The organism is Actinoplanes sp. NPDC051633 (assembly GCF_040681735.1).
Taxonomy (GTDB): Bacteria; Actinomycetota; Actinomycetes; order Mycobacteriales; family Micromonosporaceae; genus Actinoplanes.
Window position 1 is genome coordinate 1 of sequence record NZ_JBFAZH010000946.1, and the last position, 3,061, is coordinate 3,061.

Here is a 3,061-nt window from a genome sequence, read left to right on the forward strand (position 1 = left end):
CTAGGATGTTTTTTTGACCAGTATAGTCGCTCATCCGGTTGATGTAGGCGCCGCCGCCCGCGTACGGCTTGGTGCTCATCCGGCCGGCGTCGGCGAACTGGCTCATCCCGATCACGTTCGCCGTCATCACCCACTCGTAGCCGTCGACGAAGGCCCGGTGGAACCAGTCGGACATCGCGGCCGGCCGCCAGCCCCGCTGCATCGCGTAGTTGCCGAGCACCATCAGCCGCGGGATGTGATGCACCCAGCCGCGATCGCGGACGCCGCTCAGCACGTCCGACAGACAGGCCGCGTCCACCGCGTCGCCGTCCAGCTCGGCGAACCACTTCGGCAGGCTGCCGGTGGCGCCGAGCTCGTTCTGGCGCCGGTAGGACGGCTCGAAATACCAGTACAGGTGCCAGACGAAGTCCCGCCAGCCGATGATCTGCCGGATGAACCCCTCCGCGCCGGCCAGCGGGGCCTGCCCCTCGCGGAACGCGTCCTCGACCCGGTGGACGATCTCGAGCGGGTCGAGCAGGCCCAGGTTGAGCGGCGCGGAGAGCATGCTGTGCGCCATCCACGGGTCGCCGGTCAGCATCGCGTCCTCGTACGGGCCGAAGGACGGCAGCCGGTGCTCGACGAAGTGCCGCAGCCGGGCCAGCGCCTCGCGCCTGGTCGCCGGGAACAGCCGAGGGCCATCGTTGCCGAGGAACTCGATGCCGTCCTCGCGCTCCCAGCGATCGAGGTCGGCGCGGACCTGCTGGTCGATCTCGTCCTCGACGATCTCCGGGGGCGCCGGCACGCCCAGCGCCGAGGAGCGCGGCGGCGGCTCCCGGTTCTCGTCGTCGTAGTTCCATCGCCCGCCGACCGGCTCGGCACCGTCCATCAGCACGTCGTGGCGGCGCCGGGCGTCGCGATAGAAGTCCTCCATCCGCAGGCTCTTCCGCCCGCCGGCCCACTTCGTGAAGTCCTCGGGGGCGGTCACGAAGCCTCTCGGCGGCAGGACGGTGACGTCGAGGCGCCGCACCAGGTCGCGCGCCTTCCTCGACGTCGGGTGGCAGACGCTGACGTCCGCCCCGACGGCTTCCGCGTAGGTCTCGGACCGCACGAACCGTGCCTGGTCGCCCAGCTCGGCGGCGCGATGGCGGAGCGCCGAGAGGATCAGATGCGCCTTCTGCCGGTGGAAGCGCCGGCGCCGGAACACCGCCTTCGACTCGATCAGCAGCACCGGCTGGCCGGGGGCGTCCAGGAAGTGCGGGCCGAGCTGGTCGGCGAAAAGCCAGCGTCGCGTCATGAGACCTGACTACCCGCGCTGCAGCACCGCATCCCGCAGATTCGCCGTGAGATCGGCGCTGTCGGCCACGGAACGCCTGGTCAGCAGCACGGTGGCCAGGCTGCCGTGGTCGGCCCACGCGCACACCACGACCGTGTTGCGCCCGGCCTTGCCGACGCCGCAGCGCTCATGCGCGCCGAGCTCGCCCAGGTCGAAGGACTGCACGTCGCGCAGGTCGTAATCGGTGCCGAGCTGCTCGATCTGCGCCGTCAGATCGGCCTTCGGGGTGAGTCGCGTTCCGGTGGTGCCGAAGACGGTGACCCGCTTGCCGTCGCCGTCGCCGTAGACCCCGGCGAACGCCTCGCCGCCGCCGAGCTCGTCCCGCAGGCGCTCGGTGGCGCGCCGGCTCGCTCCGTCGTCCCGCAGGCTGAGGTCGGCGACCGAGTCCGGCAGGATCGCGGACACGTTGACCTGCTGGAACACCGGCCACAGGAAGTAGGCCAGGACGGCGAGCACGATCAGCAGCAGCAGACGCCGGAGAAACCTGCGCAGCGGCCGGCGGCGCATCCGCGGCGGCGCCGGCGGTGGGAGTGGGCGCTCCTGGTAGCGCGGCCCGCGCTCGGTGAGGTAGCGCTGCGCGTACTCCGGGGGCAGCGTTGGTGCGGGCTTTGCGGGCGGGGGCGACGGCTGCGGTGCGGGCGGCGGCGACGGCTGCGGGGCCGGCGCCTCGACCCGCGTCGGCGGCATCGGCTCCGGCGCCGGCGGTAGCTGCATCGGGTCCCACGGCGTGTCGTGCAGATCCTGGCCGGCCCACGGGTCGACCGCCGGGATGGTCTCCCGGTCGTCCTCCGGCCCTGTGTGTTCGGTGTGTTCCGTCCGCCTGAGCCGCCACCGCGGCCGCCGGGGCTCCGGCGGAACCACCGCGGCGGACCCGCTCCAGCGCACCGGGGCGTCCACCGTCGACGGGTCGCCATCCCCGGTCTCGACCCGGGTCGGGTCGGGCGGTCGGGGTTCGGGCATCGAGGAACCTTTCTCGCGCGGACGAGCCGGCCCTGGGGCAACGGACCGAATCCCAGGTTAGAGGCGGTCTGCCACCTCTGATCACGAGTGAAACCGGATAGCGGTTCACGAACGGCGGACAACGGGGGCGATGTGCAGGACGCTCCGGAGTCGTAAGGTGACCCCGAGATGAATACGACCGAGAGAAATGCCGTCACCGTGACCGGTAATGCATCCGGTCAGCCGATGATGTTCGTCCATGGTTATGGCTGTGACCAGAACATGTGGCGCTATGTCACACCGGCCTTCACCGACTCGTACAAGGTGGTCCTGTTCGACCAGGTCGGCAGCGGCCGGTCCGACCTGTCCGCCTACGACGAGGACAAGTACGCCACGCTGGACGGATACGCCACCGACGTGCTGGAGATCATCCACGAGCACGACCTGCACGACGTGATCTTCGTCGGGCATTCGGTCAGCTCGATGATCGGCCTGCTGGCGGCGGTGCGCGAGCCCGAACGGTTCGCCAAGATGGTCCTGGTCTGCCCGTCGCCGAGGTACCTGAACGACGAGGGGTACGTGGGCGGCTTCGAGCGCAGCGACCTCGAGGAGATGCTCGACTCCCTGGACAGCAACTATCTCGGCTGGTCCAGCGCGATGGCGCCGGTGATCATGGGGAATCCGGACCGTCCCGAGCTCGGCGCGGAGCTGACCAACAGCTTCTGCCGCACCGATCCCGAGATCGCCCGCCGGTTCGCCCGGGCCACCTTCACCTCCGACAACCGCGCCGATCTGCCGCGCCTGCGCACC

The 3,061-nt window shown here is 70.6% G+C and carries 3 protein-coding genes; 1 reads left to right on the top strand and 2 read right to left on the bottom strand.

The genetic code is table 11. From position 1 onward, the window contains the following. Nucleotides 1-1,273, bottom strand: a 1,273-nt coding sequence (locus AB0M20_RS34925) for a cryptochrome/photolyase family protein (protein WP_364304697.1), incomplete at its 3' end; no start/stop codon positions are given. Nucleotides 1,274-1,282: 9 nt separating this feature from the next. Continuing rightward, nucleotides 1,283-2,272, bottom strand: a complete 990-nt coding sequence (locus tag AB0M20_RS34930) for a hypothetical protein (RefSeq protein ID WP_364304699.1) — start codon at nucleotides 2,270-2,272, stop codon at nucleotides 1,283-1,285. A gap of 168 nt (nucleotides 2,273-2,440) precedes the next feature. Here AB0M20_RS34930 and AB0M20_RS34935 point away from each other — a divergent pair. Then, nucleotides 2,441-3,061: alpha/beta hydrolase (locus AB0M20_RS34935; protein ID WP_364304701.1), on the top strand; the 621-nt coding region annotated here is incomplete at its 3' end.